The sequence below is a fragment of the Enterobacter cloacae complex sp. IR53030 genome (assembly GCF_049238365.1).
GTDB lineage: Bacteria > Pseudomonadota > Gammaproteobacteria > Enterobacterales > Enterobacteriaceae > Enterobacter > Enterobacter kobei.
The window spans coordinates 150701-169986 of record NZ_JBMKHA010000009.1; the positions used below are offsets into that span (position 1 = coordinate 150701).

14 protein-coding genes are annotated in these 19286 nt (G+C 56.9%); 5 read left to right on the forward strand and 9 right to left on the reverse strand.

Annotated elements, in window-relative coordinates; all coding sequences use genetic code 11:
- Positions 1-14: 14 nt before the first annotated feature.
- From tssM to ACOTXR_RS11875, 5 genes are read right to left on the reverse strand one after another with little or no spacing between them, the layout of a single operon-like run.
- Positions 15-3635 (reverse strand): type VI secretion system membrane subunit TssM, encoded by a 3621-nt coding sequence (tssM, locus tag ACOTXR_RS11855; RefSeq protein ID WP_222834556.1) that lies wholly within the window; start codon positions 3633-3635, stop codon positions 15-17.
- 2 nt (positions 3636-3637) lie between these two features.
- Positions 3638-4876, reverse strand: coding sequence for a DotU family type VI secretion system protein (locus ACOTXR_RS11860; RefSeq protein WP_058690962.1), 1239 nt, complete (start codon positions 4874-4876; stop codon positions 3638-3640).
- 17 nt (positions 4877-4893) lie between these two features.
- The gene (gene tssK / locus ACOTXR_RS11865; RefSeq protein ID WP_014884238.1) at positions 4894-6237 is read right to left on the reverse strand and encodes a type VI secretion system baseplate subunit TssK; all 1344 of its coding nucleotides are present in this window, start codon (positions 6235-6237) and stop codon (positions 4894-4896) included.
- Between the two features lie 28 nt (positions 6238-6265).
- The gene (gene tssJ, locus ACOTXR_RS11870) at positions 6266-6769 is read right to left on the reverse strand and encodes a type VI secretion system lipoprotein TssJ (protein ID WP_014884239.1); all 504 of its coding nucleotides are present in this window, start codon (positions 6767-6769) and stop codon (positions 6266-6268) included.
- Positions 6770-6792: 23 nt separating this feature from the next.
- Positions 6793-7287 (reverse strand): SH3 domain-containing protein, encoded by a 495-nt coding sequence (locus ACOTXR_RS11875; RefSeq protein ID WP_421767033.1) that lies wholly within the window; start codon positions 7285-7287, stop codon positions 6793-6795.
- A 999-nt stretch (positions 7288-8286) separates the two neighbouring features.
- Between ACOTXR_RS11875 and ACOTXR_RS11880 the strand changes: the two genes are divergently transcribed.
- Together ACOTXR_RS11880 and ACOTXR_RS11885 are read left to right on the forward strand one after the other, a co-directional pair.
- The gene (locus ACOTXR_RS11880; protein WP_058690963.1) at positions 8287-10575 is read left to right on the forward strand and encodes an FdhF/YdeP family oxidoreductase; all 2289 of its coding nucleotides are present in this window, start codon (positions 8287-8289) and stop codon (positions 10573-10575) included.
- Positions 10576-10597: 22 nt separating this feature from the next.
- On the forward strand, positions 10598-11494 hold the full coding sequence (locus ACOTXR_RS11885; RefSeq protein WP_058690964.1) for a LysR family transcriptional regulator: 897 nt from the start codon (positions 10598-10600) through the stop codon (positions 11492-11494).
- Here ACOTXR_RS11885 and ACOTXR_RS11890 read toward each other — a convergent pair.
- Both ACOTXR_RS11890 and ACOTXR_RS11895 read right to left on the reverse strand, forming a co-directional pair.
- Positions 11473-12231 carry a phosphate/phosphite/phosphonate ABC transporter substrate-binding protein gene (locus ACOTXR_RS11890; protein ID WP_058690965.1) on the reverse strand — a complete coding sequence of 253 codons (759 nt, stop codon included), beginning with the start codon at positions 12229-12231 and terminating at the stop codon, positions 11473-11475. The genes ACOTXR_RS11885 and ACOTXR_RS11890 overlap by 22 nt on opposite strands.
- Positions 12224-13192, reverse strand: coding sequence for a fatty acid desaturase (locus ACOTXR_RS11895; protein ID WP_058690966.1), 969 nt, complete (start codon positions 13190-13192; stop codon positions 12224-12226). The genes ACOTXR_RS11890 and ACOTXR_RS11895 overlap by 8 nt, the downstream gene beginning before the upstream one ends.
- A 149-nt stretch (positions 13193-13341) precedes the next feature.
- On the opposite strand from ACOTXR_RS11895, the gene ACOTXR_RS11900 reads away from it, so the two are divergent.
- On the forward strand, positions 13342-14322 hold the full coding sequence (locus ACOTXR_RS11900) for a GlxA family transcriptional regulator (protein WP_058690967.1): 981 nt from the start codon (positions 13342-13344) through the stop codon (positions 14320-14322).
- Between the two features lie 78 nt (positions 14323-14400).
- A complete protein-coding gene (gap, locus tag ACOTXR_RS11905; RefSeq protein WP_023330621.1) occupies positions 14401-15411 on the forward strand; it encodes a type I glyceraldehyde-3-phosphate dehydrogenase in 1011 nt (336 codons plus the stop codon).
- Between the two features lie 40 nt (positions 15412-15451).
- On the opposite strand, the gene ACOTXR_RS11910 is transcribed toward gap, so the two are convergent.
- Positions 15452-16639, reverse strand: a complete 1188-nt coding sequence (locus ACOTXR_RS11910; RefSeq protein ID WP_058690968.1) for an MFS transporter — start codon at positions 16637-16639, stop codon at positions 15452-15454.
- A 115-nt stretch (positions 16640-16754) separates the two neighbouring features.
- On the opposite strand from ACOTXR_RS11910, the gene ACOTXR_RS11915 reads away from it, so the two are divergent.
- Entirely contained in the window at positions 16755-17711 is a 957-nt protein-coding gene (locus ACOTXR_RS11915) for an AraC family transcriptional regulator (protein WP_058690969.1), read from the forward strand.
- Between the two features lie 15 nt (positions 17712-17726).
- On the opposite strand, the gene ACOTXR_RS11920 is transcribed toward ACOTXR_RS11915, so the two are convergent.
- Complete coding sequence (locus tag ACOTXR_RS11920) at positions 17727-19067, reverse strand: carbohydrate porin (RefSeq protein WP_058690970.1); 1341 nt, start codon at positions 19065-19067, stop codon at positions 17727-17729.
- Positions 19068-19286: the final 219 nt, after the last annotated feature.

A 19286-nucleotide genomic window follows, 5' to 3' on the forward strand; every position in this document is an offset into this window, starting at 1 on the left:
GGCTGTCCTTGCGGTTATGGGCATGAGAAACGGGGTAGCTGGAACGGATTGCGAATGCTGTTTGGCGCAAACTCCAGCGTGACCTGATGTCCGTCGACGTTGAAGGTGGCCTGACGGCTCAGGCTACCGGCGCCCGGGCTGGTGCTCGCTTTGTCGAAAAAGCGGTTGAGTGCCCAGGCGCCGTTGGTCACCAGCGTCGCCGTGCTGCCGTTAGCCAGCCCCAACTGCATGCGGACCTGGTTGGTGCCGCCCGGCCCCGGCCAGTTCATGATTTGAACGGCTTGCGGACCGTGGCTGTAGCGCAGCAGCTGGCCGTCAACGTCCAGCGTCAGGTTCAGGATGGTGTTATCCATTCGCACGGTGCGTACCGTGACCTTGAAAGACGGCGTGGTGGCACCATTCGCAAAGAAGGCGTCACGAATCGACTGGGCCTGCTGGAACGGTCTCAGCAGCCCTTCACTTCCCGGCAGCGTTTTACCGTCGATGCCCGGCATAAAGCGCCAGTTTGCCTGGGTGGTATCGACTTTATTGGTCAGGTTGTCGCGAAAGAAGGTGTCCATCAGCCCGGTACCTGGCGCAAACATGCGGGCGAGGTCGTCTGGGGTAACTTCCGTGCTGGCGCTACGCACCAGCGGATAACGCCCGGCAATGGCCTGGCGGCAGAACCCGCCCACTTCGACATTAATCCGCTTACGCACGTTCTCCAGATCGCGGCGCTGGGTATCGCTGCTGGCACCCACCGCCATATTGCTGAACATGGTTTGCAGCCCACCCGGCAGACGACCGGCGCTGGCCTGCAGACGGCTGATCGCCTCGCCGCCCGGCGCTGGCATGCCGCTGTTGGCGGCATCCTGTACGGCGGTCAGGTAACGATAAAGCTCATCCACCTGCTTAAGAAAATCATCAAAGACGATGGTCTTGCCCCCCTTCTCCAGCGGCTGGGCCAGCTCAATCATCGGGGCGTAGTGGTCCGTCACCAGCTGTTCCGGGGCCTGGGTAACGGCAGCGGCCTGCGTCGGGGCAGTGTCATTATTGCTGAACAGCGCTTCCAGCGTGCGGGTGGCACGGTTGCTCTGCGCCTGCGCTTTACCGGCGTCTTCCGGGGCTGGCGTATCGCGCGACAGCGTCAGCACCTGGCTCAGGTTCTGCACCAGACGGCGCAGGGGTGAGTTTGCGCCTGAGAGCAGACGCGCAGTGTTGATGCGCTGGGAAAGATCGGCGCTGTTGTTAAGCTGAATGTCGGCGAGAAAGCGATCCCAGGTAGCGATAAAGTCGCGCATGTAGAGCTGACGCACGGCGTTGTCGATCTGCTGTTTATCCTCCTGCGCCGTCGCGGCGCCCAACACCCAGGCGTCGTCTTCATGCAGTGCGGTGGTCACGCTGTCGATCTGGCTGTTAAAGCTTTTCCAGTAACCGTCTGGCGTATAAAGACCCGGCACGCCGTCGCTTACCGACTTGCCGCTTTTGCGTGAAAACACCAGCTCGCTCTGCGGTCCGCCCAGGTCGGAAAGGGAGACCGGCTTAAGGTTTTCATCATGCTCCAGCAGACGCTTAAGACGACCATACACGCGAGTGGATAACGGCTGCTGATTGATCAGCGCGCGTTCACGCGCCACCAGGGACGCGTCCTGCGCGTACGGCGAAGCCTGAATTTTCGGCTCCAGCAACTGCGTCAGGTGCCATTCAAGCTGTTGCAGCTGCGCTTTCGTCACGTTCTGCGGCAGGTTACGCTGCAGATTGAGCATCACCCATGAATGCAGGAATTTGCCGTCGTAGTGCTTCGGCTGGTAAAGCATCTGATAGGCTTTCAGCGCTTCATAGCTGTACTCCACGTCGCTACCATTATCGTTGCGAAGCCAGGTGGTGATGTGCATGGCGACCGCTGGCAACAGCAGCTGATCCAGCGCTTTCTGGTACAGAGACTGAGAGGCATCGCTGACGTCATCTCCGCGGTAGAGCCCCATGCGACGGGAAACCGGCGGATCGTTTACATCAAACGCATCGCTTTTTGGCAGATCAACCAGACCATTCATCAGCGGCAGCAGATCGAACAGATCGCGCTGCGGCTGGTTCTGTAAGGCTTTGCTCTGCTGATCCAGCAGCGGCACCTTCGCATCCACCTCTTCAAGATAGGCCTTATTTTTGGCACAGCTGGTCAGCCACAGTCCGCCGAGTATCACCAGCAGGGCCAGCAGCGCCGCATAGCCGGACCATATCACCGCCCGGTTACGCAGTTCCCACCAGCGGTTTTCTCCGGCAATGCCGGCTTCCTGGAAAATGACGTTTTGCAGCAGGTTCTTGATGAAGAAGCTTTGGCCTTTCGCCCCAGGGATCGGCGCGTCTTTACTTACCGAATCCCAGTTATCACTTTCTCCCCCTTCCGGCAGAGAGAGCGCACGGTTCAATTCGCCCATTACGCGGTCAAACGGCATCCCTTCCTGGGTGCCGCTGGCAAAGTAGATCCCACGCGGAGAGAACTCGGTTTCAAAGTTGGAGCGGGCGAAGACCGTGCTCAGGTAATCCGCCAGCAGGGGACGCAATGCGGCGAACTCCTGCGGGAAGAGATACGCTTCGGCACGGGTTTTCGCGTCATGCTCTTTCAGCATGGTTTCCGGCAGCCCGGCATCGAGGCGCTGCTGCAAGAGCGAGAACTCTTGCTGGAAGTTGCCCATCAGGTCGTAATCGGCGTGTTTAGTCTGCTCCCACGGCAGCGTAAAGCCCCAAATCTGGTCCCGCTGCGCTTTGTCGTAGTCGGCAAACCACGCACGGAAGCCTTTGAGCAGGTCAGCTTTGGTGACCATCACGTAAACCGGGAAGCGGATACCCAGTTGCTCGTGCAGCTCAGAAAGACGCTGGCGCAGATTCACCGCCTGCTGGCGTGACGCCTCCGCAGACTGGGTGAGCAGATCAGAGATGCTGATGGTGACAATGACGCCGTTGATCGGCTGACGACGACGGTACTTACGCAGTAACCCCATGAACTGCAGCCATTCACCGGCGTCCTGCACCTGCTCGCTTTCTTGCGTGGTATATCGGCCCGCCGTGTCGAGCAGCACAGCCTCGTTGGTGAACCACCAGTCGCAGTTGCGCGTACCGCCGATACCGCGCAGCGCGGTCTTACCGAAACGGTCAGCCAGCGGGAATTGCAGTCCGGAGTTAACCAGCGCCGTGGTTTTACCGGAGCCCGGTGCGCCAATAATGACGTACCACGGCAGTTGATACAGGTATTGCGTGCTGAAGCGTTGCGTCCACTGGGCGCCCTGTCCTGCTTTGCTGAAGTGCGCTTTTTTGAGCATCTGCGCGGCTTCATCGAAACGGCTGGCAAGGATTTGCTCCTCGCTGTTCAGGCGTTTCTGCGGATCCGCCGCTTCCGGGCTGGTGGTGTTCTCGTTGAGCTTATCCATCAGCTTGCGGTTCAGCCAGGCGTTATAGAGACGCGGCAGAATGTGTCCCTGCGCCCAGAGCAGATAGACCACAGCAATACTGATAATGCGGTTCTGTTCAGATTCCAGGGGTCGGGTATCCACAATGGACAACAGTGGACCAATCATCCAGATCACCGCCGCAAGCGCGGTTACGCCCAGGAAGCTCCACAGAATGCGGTTGGTCAGAATGGAAAGAAGTGTAGTCAGCATCCTTAGTTTCCTTGCGGCAATCCGTTCAGCTCAGCCTGAGTATTTTCAGGCGACACCAGCAGAGTAATTTCCACACGGCGGTTACGGGCGCGGTTTTCCGGCGTCGTGTTCGGTGCTACCGGGTTAATCTCACCCCGCCCTTCCGCTTTCACGCGGTCTGGCTGAGAGAGGCTTCCTTGCAGCATTTTCTGTACCGAGCGGGCGCGTTCCAGAGAAAGCTCATAGTTGGAAGCGAAGCGCGCGCTGCGGATTGGAACGTTGTCGCTGTATCCCACCACCAGAATTTTGCCGCTGACGTTGTTCATCGCCTGCGCTATGCGGTTAATAACCGGTTCATAACGGTCACGCACCACCGTCGAGGCGGAGGCAAACAGCCCGTCTCCTTTCAGGATAACGACGCTGCGATCCGCTTCATCTTTTACCGCGACCAGACCTGCCTCGATTTCAGGCTTCAGGAAGCCGCGCAGGTTTAGCACTGCGGGCAACTGACGGGCCGGTTGCTGAATGGTGGTTTCCGGCAGCTGGGATTGATAAATCTTCGCCAGGACCGGACTGGTGTTATCGCCAAGACGCCAGTTAAGGACGATATAAAACAGGCAGGCGATAAACCCGGCCAGCGCCACGCAGGCCCACAGGGGAACCATCGGCCGCCACAGCTTACGCAGCACCGGGCGATCTTCCGGGTGGGGAGAGAGCGGTGGCGGATAGCTGCCCCGCACGCCGCGGATCATCTGCCACAGCCGCTGCTTGATGGTCTCAAGCTGGGTGCGACCATTGTCCAGCACACGGTAACGCCCTTCGAAACCGAGCAGCAGGCAGTAGTTGATCATCTCCAGCAGCAGGATATGTTCGCGCGGGTTCTGCGACAGACGCGCCAGCAGCTGGAAAAACTTCTCGCCGCCCCAGGTTTCGTTATGAAACGTCACCAGCAGGCCATTGCTTGACCAGACGCCGCTGCTGCCCCAGGGGGTAAGCGCAGCGGCCTCATCCAGCGCCGTGCAAAGGCAGTAACGCGCCCCGACGATCACTTCGTAGGGTAGCCCCGCCTGCTGACAGCGGACTTCAAAACGGCGAATCTCATCGATCAGGCGCTGGCGTAACGCCACCTGATCGTCATGTGAAACCGAATGACGGATCTGCGGAATCGCATTGAGCAGCGGATTAGCGGCCGCCACCAGCTGATTGTTGCTACTGGCTCCGTTAAACGCGGCATCACTGCCGGTATCCTGTCGTTCCTGCATATTAAGCGCTCGCTTTATTATTCTGTCGGGCTACGGATGGCCCAAAACTCCATATCCAGCCCCGGGAACTCCCCTGCCAGGTGCAGGGCGAAGGCGCCGGACTTATCCATCTCGTGCCACAGCTCGCTGCCCTTCTCCAGCTCGAAATAGCTGTAGCCTGCATGCCACGGGATCTGCGGCGGCGCGACCGGCATGGCACGCAGCATAATGCCCGGCAGCTGAAGCTGGACCAGATCGCGGATTTTCGACACCGGCGCGATTTTCATCTGCGCAGGGAAATGGGTTTGCAGGTGTTCGCCGGGCACATTCGCTTTGACGGCCAGCACGAAGCCAAACTCGCGTACCATGCTGGTTTCAGGAACGGTGGCAATGTTAAGACCATGCGAGCGCTCGTTAAGCGGCAGCTGAATAGCGTGGTCTTCCATCACCAGCGACAGCCCCTGACGCAGCATCAGCATCAGCTTACTGAAGCAGTTCGCCAGATCGTCGTGATCGTAGACCGGCAGCACGCTCTCCGTGGTCCGTTGTGGGGTCCAGGTGGCAAGCTCGGACGCAAACGGCAGCCAGCTGCGCCAGAGGGTTTCCGGGTGCAGCAGCGGCAGCGTTTTTAAATGCGAAACCTCGCCAAGATGACGGTTCACCAGCGACAGTAACGTAAATTCAATCAGTTCCGAGGTGTTAAAACGGCCAGGCTGGCGCAGACGGCCGCCGATCTGCTGGCTGCGCTGCACCAGTAAGCCGTGCAGATCGTTAATCATGCTGTAGATCTGCGGACTGTTATTGGCGTTCAGCATCGGCGGGATGTAGCTGTTATCGAGCCGGACGTGGTTGTCGTGGCGTTTTTCAGTGACAAACGCCACGCCGATGGCGGTCCATTCTGCCGTGAGATCTTTTTCCAGCATCAGCGTCAGGCGCAGGCGGCCAAACTGTACGGTGGCATCCCCCACCGACATGGCGTTGTCGTCTTCGACCTCTTGCTCGAACGCGATGAAGCGCGCCAGCGAGGCCGGCTCTTCGCTGAAGATCACCTCTTCCCGCTCGCCACGACGTACCGGCAGTGCGAGCACCACCTTTTCGTTGGTGAGATTGTCAGGGATTTTAAGCGGCACAGGACCATTGCGTCCGTTGCGCACCTGGAAGAAGGTCCCGTCTGGCAGAAGCCCACTGCAGTAGCTCAGGGCAATGCATCCCTGACGAAGCATCGCTTCGTCGAGTTCAACATCAAGAAAGCCCCAAAGATAGGAACGCTGCAACGCACCCCATTCACGAACGTGGTTGAGCAGATAACTTTCAGTCCGCTGAAAATGGTGTGGACGCAGGAACATGCCTTCGGTCCAGACGACCTTTTCTGCTTTCGTCATGATGATGTGTTTCCTGTTGTGAAGCGCGTTACTGGCTGATGACCCGAATGCCATTTACGTCGAGAAAAACGTTGGCCTGGAGTTCATCCGCGGACCATTTCCAGAACTGGTAGATATGATTTTCGCCTGGCACAGGCAGAGGGAGAGACACGCGCCATTTTTTACCATCCAGCTTCTGATATTCCGCCATCACGCCGATGTAGCGAGCCTCGGGATCGCTCTGACCGCTGAGGGTTTTCGACAGCTGTCCCGGCATCAGGAAGAACACATCGCTGTTCAGCAGATTCGCGCCAAGGGTTGCTGACGCGTTGTTCTGCAGGGAATAGAAGTCGCTGGACATGAAATCCGCATCGGATTTCAACAACAGCACACGGACTTTAAGCGGCGCAGAATCATTGATTTGTGGATGAGCCTGAAACTGCAGATTGTAGCGGGAGGGGTCGCTGTGTGAAGACGACGTACAACCACTCACAAGGGCGAAAACCGCCGCGTAAAAGACCAACCACAGCTTATGAAAATTTTTATTATTCATAAAAATACGCCCACGAAAGCCGTTTAGTTCAGGATCCAGGTACCGTTAGCGCTGTCTTTGCAGGCTTTGCTGTTGCCATCGACATCAACGCAGGTCGCTTTTTTACGCGCCTTAGGACGAATGGCCTGTTTACGGACGGTCGCTTCATACTGGTCGGCTTTGATAACCGCACGCATCGGGACGTAACCAATCAGCTGGTCATTACCCTCATCGGCAAGCGCCATCCAGTAGTGTTCAACCTGACCCAGCACCACGTAGGTTTTTCCGGTTTCCAGCGTACGGATAACCTTTCCGCCAAAGTCAGGACGGCTCATCAGGGAAGCCGGATACATGGCACGATAAGGCTCGTTGAGCGGAGTGAATTCCGTCGGCGGCAACACGGCGTGACGGTGCGTTAAGGTGACACCGTTGACCTGACTGGTCACGATCGTGTCGTCGTTGATTGCAGGTTTCTGTGGCGCTTTACAGCCCGCCACCGCCATGACAAACAGAAATGAAAACAGTACGCGCATTTTCATATGCTTTTCCGTAGCGATATTTCGATAATGGAGATAAGGGGATGAAATTTGACTTAGGTGCTATTGTTAAAATAGTCAGGATAATTTCGGGGTGTTACTATTTTGAGGGCATAGCTACCGCACGAACCTTTCAGAATAAGGCCCAGCGTCTTCCTGACATATTTTGACAAACGGTAAACAAGTTTACATGAGCTTCGCATCAATTCAATATTTACCGCTACGTAAGTGGCGGTTAATGAAGCAGTCGAAACATTATAGGATTTATCTGATAAAAAACCCGACATGGCCTACTTTCACTTATTTTCACTCCACACACAGACGTAATTTATTGTTGTAAAAATAAAAAAACATAAAAGAGAACGACTTTCATTAACGCAATAAAGCTATTATCGCCACTACCATAATTAGTAGAATTCTCCTATTGGTGATGTCAAAACAATATATCGCCGATGAATTATTTGTTGCACTAACAGGGTATCTTTAATATTAACCGTACTGCCCGCTCGCAGGACGCCTATTTCACTTAAGACGCGGGCGTTAATTTTACTGCTCAAAATAACTATATATTTCACGCTGTGATAATTACCGCATAAGACTTCAAAACAGCCATTAATCATTAAGCCAGAATAAACATTCAGGTCCCTATTTTAATCCTGAAGGTGCTATACCCCCTGCCAGCCGTGGCATTTCTGTTTCTGATCGACCTGAGCCTTCATTCGAAATTTTATCAGTGCTACATCCTTCCTCGCCCACCGCTATCTATCCCACCTACTGGATGATAGATATAATTTATTATTAAAATGATAAAAAAACGTTATAATTTCATTAAATATTTAAGCCGCCTGTCAAGTAAGCCGCTGTAATAAATAGCATTTAAGATAAGCAATTATGTTGCGTCGCGAGCACTTCCCCACCCGGCCCTCATTGCTTTAACTTATTGCCCTTTTCAGTGGATTGGCGGGCGCATGCGCGGTATGACCGAACAAGTCAGGAGTAGGTATGAACAAGAAAAGACGCTCAGTTCCCGGTATCAGACACTATGATGGCCCTGCCGGCGGCTGGGGTGCGCTAAAAGCGACAGCCATTGCGGTACGAACCCAGATGGATACCTTTGATGCCCCCGCCACGCTGCTGCGCACCAACCAGCCTGATGGTTTTGACTGCCCGGGCTGCGCGTGGCCCGATAAAGAACACAAATCGACCTTCCAGTTTTGTGAGAACGGCGCCAAAGCGGTAACCTGGGAAGCCACCAGCAAACGCGTTACCCCCGCGTTCCTGGCGGAAAACACCGTCTCTTCTCTGCTGGCTAAATCTGACTTTGAGCTGGAAGGGTATGGTCGTCTGACGCATCCTCTGCGCTATGACCGGGTAAGCGACACGTTCAAGCCGGTTGAGTGGGACGAGGCGTTTCAACGTATCGGCGAGGTGTTGCGCGAGCTTGAACCGGACCAGGTCGAATTCTATACCTCCGGGCGAGCCTCTAATGAAGCGGCGTATCTTTTCCAGCTGTTTGCACGCGAATACGGCACCAATAACTTCCCCGACTGCTCGAATATGTGTCACGAGGCCACCAGCGTCGGTCTACCCCGCTCCATCGGGATCGGGAAAGGCACCGTCTCACTGGACGACTTCGATAACACCGAGCTGGTGATCTCCATCGGCCATAACCCCGGCACAAACCATCCGCGAATGATGGGTACGCTTCATGAGCTGGCGCGACGCAACGTGCCGATTATCGTCTTTAACCCGTTACGCGAGCGCGCCCTGGAACGTTTTGCTGACCCGCAAAGCGTCATTGAAATGGCAACCTATAGCTCAACGGACATCGCCTCGACCTACTTCCAGGTGAAGGCCGGAGGCGATGCCGCCGCGCTGAAAGGTATGGCCAAACACCTGCTGGAAATGGAGGCCGAACGCGGTAACGTGCTCGACCACACGTTTATCGCAGAACACACCCAGGGCTTTGATGACTTTGCCGCCGATATCGCGCAGACGCGCTGGGATGACATTGAGCGCGAGTCCGGGCTCAGCCAGGCTGCGCTCAAAAAGGTGGCCGTGGCCTATGCGAAATCCAACGCCACCATCATTACCTACGGGATGGGGATTACCCAGCATAATAAAGGCACGGCAAACGTCCGGCTGATCGCTGATGTGCTGCTTCTGCGCGGAAATATCGGCAAGCCCGGTGCGGGAATATGCCCTCTTCGCGGCCACTCTAACGTTCAGGGGAACCGTACCGTCGGGATTAGTGAGAAGCCCACCCCGGCCTTCCTGAACCGTCTGAAAGAGGTGTTTGGCTTTGAGCCCCCTTCGCACCATGGGCATGATGCGGTGCAGGCGACCCAGGCCATGATCGACGGTCGGGCGAAAGCGCTTATCTGCCTCGGCGGTAACTTTGCCGTCGCGATGCCCGATCACGAGAACGGCTTCCCGGCAATGGGTAACCTTGATTTGAGTGTTCACGTTGGTACTAAGCTGAACCGTACCCATCTGCTGGTGGGTAAAGAGACGTTTATTTTCCCGTGCCTTGGCCGTACCGAGCTGGATGTTCAGGCCACCGGTCGTCAGTCCATCACCGTCGAAGACTCCATGTCGATGGTGCACGCCTCGTCCGGCAAGCTGAAACCCGCCTCACCGTTACTCCGTTCAGAACCCGCCATCGTCGCCGGCATGGCGAAAGCCACCCTGCAGGAGACCCGCGTGGACTGGATAACGCTGGTTGAAGATTACGACCGTATCCGCGATCTGATCGAGCAGACCATCCCGGGCTTTGAGGACTACAATGCGCGGATCCGTATTCCGGGCGGCTTCCGAATGCCGCTTCCCCCAACGAAACGCGTCTGGCCAACGGCGACGGGAAAAGCGATGTTCTCCGTATTCGACGGCGTACACGAGAACGCCAGCGGCGAAGGCGAGCATGTTCTGCGTCTGATTACGCTGCGCAGCCACGATCAGTACAACACCACCATTTATGCTCTGGACGACCGCTACCGTGGCGTGTTTGGCCGCCGCGACGTGCTGTTTATGAACGAAGAGGATATGGCCCTGTCAGGGCTGGAACACGGCGACCGCGTGGATATCGAAACCGCCCTGCCCGGCAGCGTTCAGCGTCTGGAAGACATTACCGTAGTGGCATACCACATCGCGCGGGGTTCAGTCGGGGCTTATTACCCGGAGGCCAACGTGCTGGTGCCGCTCGATTATCTGGATAAGGACAGCGGTACACCGTCTTACAAATCCGTTCCGGTTCGCATCATCCTGCGCTCGAAAGAGATCCGAATGCTGTAAGGCTGTTCGCGAAGAGTCATCCATGGATATTAAACAGTTAAAATACTTAATTGCGCTCGACGAGACCCGTCATTTTGGTAAAGCGGCCTCGCAGTGCAACATCACCCAGCCGACCCTCTCCATGCGCATCCGCAACCTGGAAGAGGAGCTCGGTCTGGTGCTGATTGCGCGCGGACAGCGCTTTGAGGGTTTTACGCCAGAGGGCGAACGGATCCTGGCGTGGGCGCGTGCTCTGCTTGCCGCTCACGACGGACTACAGGCGGAAGCCGCGCTGTGCAAAGGCCAGGTGGTGGGTGAATTACGCCTGGGGATGGTTCCGCTGGCGAGCGTCGATCCGATGATCTTTATCCGCCAGCTGACGCAAAAATACCCGGAGCTGACCTACAGCCTCTATTCCATGTCCTCTGCACACATTGCCGATGGCGTCAGCCGCAACCAGCTGGAGCTGGGTATTTGCTATCTCAACAGCATCGATACCAGTCTGTTTGACATTATTCAGTTGCCTGAGACGAAGATGGGCCTGCTGCATGATATTCGTCATTTCCAGCTGGACCCGAGGCCGCTGACCTGGCAGGACCTGACGGATTTTCCGCTGGGGTTCCTGACAAAAGGGATGCATTACCGGGCGCATATGGAGGCCAGCTTTGCCGCCGCTGGAATCGAACCCAGATCCGTTTTCGAGAGCGACTCTACGTTCCAGATCATTCAGGCGGTTCAGAGCGGCGTTTGCTGCGCCGTGATGCCGCTGAACAACGGGCTTGAGGCACTAAACAACCATTTCAGGATTGTCCCCATCGCCGACGCGAACATTGAGGCGGCCATCGGCCTGATAATGCGCAGGCAAAAACCCCTCTCCTCCCTGGCGCTGCGCTGTTTTACCGACGCGCAGGAGATTTATCATGCGGACAATAACGCATAAGCCTGGCGCGTGACCACGCTAAACCCGCCGATCAGCACCGCATCACAGACCGCCCGGTGCTCCGGGACGGTTACCAGCGCGTGAAGCGCATCGCGGATGGCGTTAAGCGTGTCAGGAGGTGTATGAGGCGACGTGATTAAGGGCAGGCCCGGCGTTAGCGGAGTTTGGTCAATCACCGTCAGCCCCGCCAACGCTTCCGGCTCATGACGCTGCAGGAGTGCCCAGGTGACACAGTCGATAGCGGCGATATCACCCTTCCCACGTTTGACGTCAATCAGCGACTGACGGTGGCTGCCGCTGAATGACGTTTGCGAAAAGAAAGGGGCGCGGGTCACCCACGGTGCCACTTTTTTTCGCAGCGCGTGATAGCCGGACTGCGAGTCAGGAGAATTACAGACCGCCCGGCGTCCGCGAAAATCCGCCAGCGTAAGAGGCCGATCCTCCGAGCGCGTCACCAGAAAGCTGCGGTAGTGGCTCCCTTCGCATCCCGCTGCCGTGTAGTGAAAACAGCCCACCACCTGCACCTCCGGGAGCTGCGTGACCAGCGGGTAGCCGCAGGTCTGGCTGAGAATCAGCGCCGGCTGCTGCCAGTGGTTCAGCAGGTCCGATTCGGGCCAGCGGGGGACACGCTCAACGTACACGCCCCGGTCGGCCAGACGTTGTTGTACCGCCAGCCAGAGCGCGCGAGTGTCGGCGCGATCCACGGCATACATGGGAAACGCCAGCAGGTTACTCATATCTTTCCTCTTGTTTTCCGGGGTGAACGGTGACCGCCACTGGCCGGGTCGAGAACTGGCGTAGCCATTCGCCATAGCCCCTGACTACAAAACCGTGGTTACGCTGCCGGTACGCCTCGCGGTTTTGGTGGTAGATCGTCTGTAACCCATACCAGGGAACGCCCGGTAAATCGTGGTGAATGGAATGGTAGTTGAGATTTAAAAACAGTACCCGCCAGAATAGCCCAGCCTCGTTAATGACGGAACGCGCCAGCGGATCGTCCGCCGCGCGATGTTCGTAAAAGGAACGGACCTTGGTCAGCGCCAGCGCCGGATAGCTTACCGCCAGCACAAACCAGACGGGTGAAAAGCCGTTATGCGCCATCCAGGTGAAAAGCGCCGCCAGGAGCACAGCGTGAACCAGCCACATCGCCATCGCCCGCCGTTGACGCTGCCGAAAGGCCGCCACGGCGATCCCCAGCGTCTGCAAAATATCCAGCAGCGGTGCCAGCACTATCCGCCCGCAGAAGGTATTGCGGACCTGGATCATGCGCTTCTGCCAGGAGGAAAAGCGCGCCCAGCTCGCCTCTGTAAAATAGTACGACTCCGGGTCATCCACCGGGATGGTCAGACTGTCGTGACGATGATGCGCCAGATGGGAATCCCGGTACAGGCCATAGGGATACCAGACCGCCAGCGGGAGCGTGCCAAACAGCTGGTTAAGCCAGGCAAAACGCGTGGGATGCCCGTGGATCAACTCATGCTGCAGGGACATGTACCAGGCGGTAAACCAGATAAGCAGCAGCGTGGCGGGCAGCAGGCCGAGCGCTTGCCAGAACGTCAGCGTGGCAAACCAGCCAGCATAAATAGTGACGATCAACAGCCACGTGGGCAGTTCGCTTCGCCACAGAAATCCTGAGGCAAGATGGTGGATGCGATCGCGCTGTTGCGGATGCAAATAGAGAGATCTTCGTTTACCCATTCCTTCAGACGCCGTTTCGCCAGAGACACTACCCTGACGATCGGGGATAACGTCTGAAATGACAAAGAACTTAAATCGCTTTGCTTTGCCAGAAACAGAGGCCCACACGCGGCCTTGACTTATTCTGTGATAAAGGTACTTTTCAGGACATGAAGAAGATCTTAATTATCGTCCCTGACGGCGGCATGCTGTTTGAAGCCGCCGGTATCGCCGACATTCTGATGCAGGCTAACCGGCTGCACCCGGAAGGGCTAGCGCACCCCCGCTACCGCATTATTATCGCCACCACGCAGCCGCACCAGGTGATCCACGGTCAGTCCGGCCTGAATCTGCTGGCGGATTATCGTCTGCCTGAACTGGATCCGCGTGAACCGCTGGACACCATTATCATCACCGGACGCGGGATGAACGAGCAGGAGAGCACGGCGGTGGTGGACTGGCTGCACCTTGCTGCGCCGCATGCCCGGCGGATAGCCTCCATTTGCGGCGGCGCGATGCTGCTGGCCCAGAGCGGCCTGCTGGATGGTCGTCGCGCAACCACCCACTGGCGGTTGCTGGAGACCATGCAAACCCAGTATCCGTCTATCCGCGTCGAAGGCGGCCCACTGTATATTCAGGATGGTCCCGTCTGGACCTCCGGCGGCGTGAGCTCGGGGTTCGATCTCACTCTGGCGCTGGTGGAGGATGACTATGGTTTCACCCTCGCCCGCGACATGGCGCAGGATATGGTGATGTATCTGCGCCGCCCCGGCGGTCAGCTGCAGTTTAGCCGCTACAGCCTGCAGCCATCCGGCGCGTCCGGGCCAATAAGCGACCTGCAGGCCTGGATACTACAGAACCTCACTGCCGACCTGTGCGTGGAAAATCTGGCCGAGAAAGCGGCGATGAGCCCGCGCAATTTCACCCGGGTCTTTACCCGGGACGCAGGCGTTCCACCTGCCCGCTACGTGACCGAAGCGCGCCTGGCCGCCGCCAGACAGCTGCTTGAGCAAACCCGTGATTCCCTTGAGCTCATTGCTGCGCAAAGCGGGTTTGGCACCAGCATTAACCTGCGCCGCGTGTTTGAGAAACAGCTCCACCTTACCCCGGGCGAGTACCGCCAGCGCTTCCACTGCCGCAGGATGGCGTAATCTGATCCTTTTTTGTCGTTTACGCCAATCGGCCTGACGCCTACAGTGACTCCAGACAACAGAGATAAGGAGTGCACCATGGTTAAGGTCGGTATTAACGGTTTCGGCCGTATCGGACGTAATTTCCTGCGCGCAGCGCTGGGTAACCCGGATCTTCAGATTGTGGCGATTAACGATCTGACGGACAGTAAAACCCTCGCCCACCTGCTGAAACACGATTCCCTTCTGGGTAAATTGCCCGCACCGGTTGAAGCGGCTGACGGTGCATTGCAGGTTGATGGCCAGCGGATCGTGGTGTTTAGCGAACGCGATCCGGCAAATATTCCGTGGCGTGAAGCTGGCGTGGATGTGGTAATTGAAGCCACCGGTTTCTTTACCGAGCGGGAAAAAGCTGCGGTGCACGTCACGCACGGTGGTGCAAAGCGCGTCATCATCTCCGCGCCCGGCAAGAACGACGATCTGACCGTGGTCATGGGCGTGAACCACGATCGCTATGACCCGGCTCAGCACGTTGTCGTGAGTAACGGGAGTTGTACCACGAACGGTCTGGCTCCGGCCGCGCAGGTGTTGCATCAGCAGTTCGGGATTGAGCATGGCCTGATGAATACCACGCATGCCTATACCAACAGCCAGGCGCTGCACGATCAGCCTGAGAAAGATCTGCGCGGCGCACGCGCGGCGGCGCTGTCGATTGTGCCCTACTCCAGCGGCGCGGCAAAAGCGCTCGGCAAAGTCATCCCCTCTCTGGACGGTAAGCTGACCGGTTATTCCCTGCGCGTGCCGGTTCCGGTGGTATCAATCGTCGATTTGACGGTCACCCTGAGCCGTAACGTGACAGCCGAAGAGGTGAATGACGCATTCCGCAGTGCGGCAGCCAGTGGGCCACTGAAAGACATTCTGGGGTATAGCGATGAACCGCTGGTTTCCAGCGATTATCAGGGCGATCCGCGCTCCTCCATTATCGACGGGCTTTCCACGCTGGTGATTGGCGGGAACATGGTGAAGATCCTGGCGTGGTATGACAACGAGTGGGGATTCTCCAACCGCCTGGTGGACCTGGCGGTGCTGATGGATAAAAAAGGGCTGTAAGCCTCAAGCCGGGTGGGATAAGCACCCACCCGGCATAAAATCACGCCGCTTTGACCTTCACGCCCATAAATACAATGACCATCGCCGTCACCAGCAGGAAACCACTTCCGGCAAACACGCCGCTGGCCCCGTTGAGGTCAAACACCACCCCGCCCCCGGCCGCGCCAGCGCTAATCGCCAGCTGAATGGACGCCACCAGCAGCCCTCCGGCACTTTCCGCTTCATCCGGAACGGTGGTGGCAAGCCAGGTTGACCAGCCCACCGGCACCAGACCGAACGCAAAGCCCCACAGCGCCACCAGTAATCCGTCCAGCATCGCCAGATGACCAAACGCCACCATCATCAGCGCGAGTATGCCCATGCCGAATGGCACGAGGGCCAGCGTCAGGCGCAGATTACGGGCCAGCAGATGCCCGGCAATGGAGGTGCCGACAAAGTTGGCAAGCCCGAAGCCCAGCAGGATCAGCGAAATGGTTTCAACATTTGCCTGTCCGACGGTTTCAAGGAACGGGCGCAGGTAGGTAAAGAAGGCGAAATGGCCGCTAAAGATCAGAATGGTCGCCAGCATGCCGCCAATCATGCCAGGACGGCGCAGCACGCGGAACAATGTGCCAAGGCTACCGCTACTCTCTGGTTTCATGGACGGCAGCACCCAGATCTGCCACAGCAGCGCCAGCATGCTCGGCAGAATGCAGAGAATAAAGACGTTGCGCCAGCCGATCAGGCTTCCCAGATAGCTCCCCAGCGGGGCCGCGACCACGGTGGCGATCGACACGCTGGAGAAGATCACCGCCAGCGCTTTCGGCACTTTGTCCGCCGGAACCAGACGCATTGTTGTGGCCGTCGACATCGCCCAGAACCCACCGATGGCAACCCCTAACAGCAGACGCCCCATCAGCAGAACGTGCAGAGTGGGCGCAAAGGCTACCAGCAGGCTGGAGATAATTTGCAGCAGGGAGAAAAACATCAATACCCAGCGACGATCGATTTTCCGGGTCGCCGGGGTGATCAGCAGTCCGGTGACTAACGCCACCAGCGCAGTGGCGGTCACGGCCTGCCCGGCCATCCCCTCACTGACGCCCAGGCTCGCGGCCATCGGCGTCAGCAAACTGGCAGGCAGGAACTCCGCCGTTATCAAACCAAAAACCCCCAGCCCCAGTGAATAGACGGCTCGCCAGGCGGGTTTGGCAGGCGCGATGGCCTCTCTCGCCTCGACACATGCATTCATCTGTTGATCTCCCGTTATAAAAGTGTGACAACTGTCGCAAAAGCATAGAGGGTTCACCCTGGACGATCTATGACATATAATCTCCACTTATTGATTATTCGTCCGGAGTTACGCCATGACCGCACAGTCACCCGATTTGATCAGCGAACTTTTACGCGGCATGCGTCTGTCGGGGGTGAAATACCGCCGGATTGAAGCCAGTGCACCGTTTGGCGTCGCGTTCCATCAGGCACCGGGCAAGGCGCAGTTCCATTTTGTGAGCCACGGCAACGCCCTGCTGCGAATGGACAGCGGTGCAACCTTCGAACTGAGCAGCGGCGATGCGCTGTTTATTCCTGGCGGTAATGCCCATGCCCTGCTCTCTGACGAAAAGGCAACCATCACTCCAGTCAACGCTTTCCCCAGCGAGCCCATCTGTAGCTCGGTCTGTGCCATTACCTGTGAGCCCTGCCCGGAGAGCGAAAACACCATCATCTTTAGCGGGTGTATGGATTTTGAGCTGGGCGGCATGCAGCCGCTGATCAAAGCGATGCCGGAAGTGATGATGGTCAGCCGGTTGATGTCCACCTGGCCGGAAATTCATCCGCTACTGGCCGCGATGGAGCGCGAGTCCATGACGCGTCAGGTCGGGTTTGCCGGGATCCTCGCCCGTCTGGCTGACGTGGTGGCGGCATTGATTGTTCGGGGCTGGGTTGAAGCAGGCTGTGGTAAAGCGACGGGCTGGGTGCAGGTCTTACGCGATCCGCGTCTGAGCCGGGCCATCTACGCCATGCACCAGCAGCCGGGCCTGAACTGGAGCGTGACGGATCTGGCGAAAGAAGCGGGCACCTCCCGCTCCGTGTTCGCTGAACGGTTTCTGGCGGCGACGGGGACGACGCCGGCAAAATATCTCAGCGAGCTCAGAATGCGACTGGCTATTCAGTATATTCGCCATGAAAATCAACCGATTGAAACCGTCGCGCTGCGGCTCGGTTACGGGTCTCTGGCGGCGTTTAGCCGGGCATTTAAGCGCATCATCGGCCATGCGCCGGGCACGCTTCGGGAAGTCAGCCAGACCCCGGAAGAGGTCTGACCGACTGACAGGACATCAGAAATAGTATTTAAAGCGCACGCGACCACCGTAGCGATCGTCATTTTTATTGTCACCCTCTTTCGGGGAGGCATTGACCCATGACGCATACGCGCCCAGATAGATGTTGAAGTTTTTCATCTTCATGACGTTCGGGATCAGGTACGAGGTATGAATAGTATGGATGTCATACTCGCCCGGGTCGGTTATCCAGCAGTCGTTTTCACACTCTGCGTCAAACGTTGAGGTATTAAACTCGTCGATTTCGTTATGGGCATAGATGTAACCCAACTCAAAATTACGCCAGAGGGCATTAATAGCTGAGGTAAAGTCGGTTTCGCCCGTCGCGTCCAGATAAGCCGTGTTGAGATTCATGACCACTCCGTTTTCCGGATCGGTTTTGAGCCCGTCCCAGGTCATCGTGAACCCGTAGCCCGTTCTCTCTGACTGGTCTACCCAGCGCCCGGCATCGTCGCGATAGCCATAAGCGTTGTTGACCAGGTTGGTCTCCATGGCAACCGCGCTGGAAAACGGCCCATTCTGCCACGAGATGACCGGGCGCACGTAGGCCACATTTTTGTCGTTCTCAAGTTCTGCACCGTGATAACGCTGGTCGACATACAAATCGCTGCCGTCTTTAAACAGGGTATTCAGCTCAAAATACCAGTTATCCAGCGTCTTGTTCATCAGGAAGTTGCCCCCGCTGTCGGTTCGCCCACGCCCCTCCTTCAGCATATAGATATAGCCATAGCCGTCGCTGTAGAGATCGTCTGCGGTATTCCCGGAGTATTCCACAAACGTATCCTGATTGAGCGGGAACATGTCATAGGCCTCAAAGCGTCCGACTTTTATTTCCCAGTCATTCTCAGTGCCAAAGAAGAATACCGCATCATCCAGGTACATTTTCCCGGCGAGGTCGCCGAGCGGCTGGACGGAGAACCCGGCGAAATTGCCGTTATCCATTTTACGATAACCATCAAAGCCTAATAAAATACGCCCATTAATATCCCAGCGTTCTTTATCGCCCGGCGCCCAGTCACTATTAGCACTTTGCTTAACAGACGTGAGGCTACCCGTTTTACTGGCGGCATCCATATTAAATTCCACATCACCGTAAAATTTAATATCACCAAACCCTGAGAGCGTCAGTTTTGGCGGAGCGGTTTTGCTCACCGGCTCTTCCGACTGCACCACAACGGCTGGCGCAGCCTGCGTCGTAGCGGCCTGCTGCTGTTTAAGCTCCTGAATTTGCGCTTCCAGTTGCGCCAGCTTTTCTTCCACGTTCATTGAGGGTTGTGCCGCCAAAAGTGCGCCGGAATAGAATGCGCTTATCAGAATTACCGTTTTCTTTAATTGCATAGAATCCATCCTGATTATAAAAGTGAATACCCAAATATCGAGCACAGCCATTTCCACCAAATACCCTCAACGGTACTATTATGTTTTTTCACAACGTAATTATGATTTTTAACTTGTGTGATCGGCACAAAGAAAACTTGCGGTAATGAAGAGAAGAAAGACCACCCGCTTCACACTCTTATTTCATTAGGGAAGGTGCGAACAAGTTCCTGATATGAG

Coding starts and splice junctions, on each gene's coding strand:
- tssM (WP_222834556.1), bottom strand. CDS start 3,635: ATGCTGACTACACTTCTTTCCATTCTGACCAACCGCATTCTGTGGAGC.
- ACOTXR_RS11860 (WP_058690962.1), bottom strand. CDS start 4,876: ATGCAGGAACGACAGGATACCGGCAGTGATGCCGCGTTTAACGGAGCC.
- tssK (WP_014884238.1), bottom strand. CDS start 6,237: ATGACGAAAGCAGAAAAGGTCGTCTGGACCGAAGGCATGTTCCTGCGT.
- tssJ (WP_014884239.1), bottom strand. CDS start 6,769: ATGAATAATAAAAATTTTCATAAGCTGTGGTTGGTCTTTTACGCGGCG.
- ACOTXR_RS11875 (WP_421767033.1), bottom strand. CDS start 7,287: ATGAAAATGCGCGTACTGTTTTCATTTCTGTTTGTCATGGCGGTGGCG.
- ACOTXR_RS11880 (WP_058690963.1), top strand. CDS start 8,287: ATGAACAAGAAAAGACGCTCAGTTCCCGGTATCAGACACTATGATGGC.
- ACOTXR_RS11885 (WP_058690964.1), top strand. CDS start 10,598: ATGGATATTAAACAGTTAAAATACTTAATTGCGCTCGACGAGACCCGT.
- ACOTXR_RS11890 (WP_058690965.1), bottom strand. CDS start 12,231: ATGAGTAACCTGCTGGCGTTTCCCATGTATGCCGTGGATCGCGCCGAC.
- ACOTXR_RS11895 (WP_058690966.1), bottom strand. CDS start 13,192: ATGGGTAAACGAAGATCTCTCTATTTGCATCCGCAACAGCGCGATCGC.
- ACOTXR_RS11900 (WP_058690967.1), top strand. CDS start 13,342: ATGAAGAAGATCTTAATTATCGTCCCTGACGGCGGCATGCTGTTTGAA.
- gap (WP_023330621.1), top strand. CDS start 14,401: ATGGTTAAGGTCGGTATTAACGGTTTCGGCCGTATCGGACGTAATTTC.
- ACOTXR_RS11910 (WP_058690968.1), bottom strand. CDS start 16,639: ATGAATGCATGTGTCGAGGCGAGAGAGGCCATCGCGCCTGCCAAACCC.
- ACOTXR_RS11915 (WP_058690969.1), top strand. CDS start 16,755: ATGACCGCACAGTCACCCGATTTGATCAGCGAACTTTTACGCGGCATG.
- ACOTXR_RS11920 (WP_058690970.1), bottom strand. CDS start 19,067: ATGCAATTAAAGAAAACGGTAATTCTGATAAGCGCATTCTATTCCGGC.